1 protein-coding gene is annotated in these 905 nt (G+C 40.8%); it reads right to left on the bottom strand.

The genetic code is table 11. The features are described from left to right. A partial coding sequence (locus JX304_RS06125) for a Spy0128 family protein (protein WP_275576574.1) occupies positions 1-905 on the bottom strand: 905 nt, incomplete at both ends.

Below are 905 nucleotides of genomic sequence, written 5' to 3'. Positions count from 1 at the left end.
GTTACAAGACCATTTGCATCAGAAGTTGCGGTCGCTTGACCTGCACCATAAGGATTTGCTACAGGAGTCGTACCATCGGCTTCAAAGAGACCAAATACAGCACCTGCAAGAGCATTTCCATCTGCGTTAGCTTTGTGCAATTGAATGTTGTAGAGTTTCAATTCAGGTTTGTCAACCGTCGGAGGAGTTGGCGGAATTGAAGTGGTTACCAATTTGTTGGTGAAGGATGTCTTATCGCCATATGCCACAGAAGCTTTGAGTGTATTGCTTGCATCATCTTTTGTGACAGTTACAGTCACGTCAATGCTTCCTTCATCGTAGGTCATTCCTTTTGCTTTGCTTTCAGGAATGACTTCTTTGATCGTGTAGTGGAAAGTTTTTCCTGCGTCCTCTGATGAATAAGAAAGGTCATCAAAGGCTACCGCACCATTTGTAGCATTTTGTTTTGTTTGAAGAACTTTTCCGGTTTCATCCAACAATTGGAAATTGAATTCACCATTCTTCAATTCAGCACCTTCTAAAATCTTGCTAGCTTCAATTTTAGCTTTTGTTGGTTTTGGAGCTGTATAAGTGTTTGCAAAGACCTTGCTTTCTGGATAAACAACCGTTGCTTTTAGGTTGTTTCCATCTTTTGTTACCTGAACAGTTACTTGTTTATCAGTCTTGTCATAGGTAATACCTGGGGTATTTCCAGCTACTTCCTTAACAGTGTAAGTGTGTTCACCTTCTGCTGTGTATGAAATCGCATCAAATCTTACTTTGCCATCTTTGTTGGTAACAGTTTGGAGTTTGTTTGTACCTTCGTACAATTCAAAGCTAAATTCGCCATCTACCAAGTCACGACCTGTCAACTCTTTTGTCAACTCAATTGTTGCAGTCGTTGCGTTTGGTGTGAAGGCATTGGT

Origin of the sequence: Streptococcus parasanguinis (genome assembly GCF_901875555.1) — a bacterium.
GTDB lineage: Bacteria > Bacillota > Bacilli > Lactobacillales > Streptococcaceae > Streptococcus > Streptococcus parasanguinis_H.
Note: the sequence above shows the minus strand (reverse complement) of the source record. Positions and strands in the feature narration are given on the sequence as shown.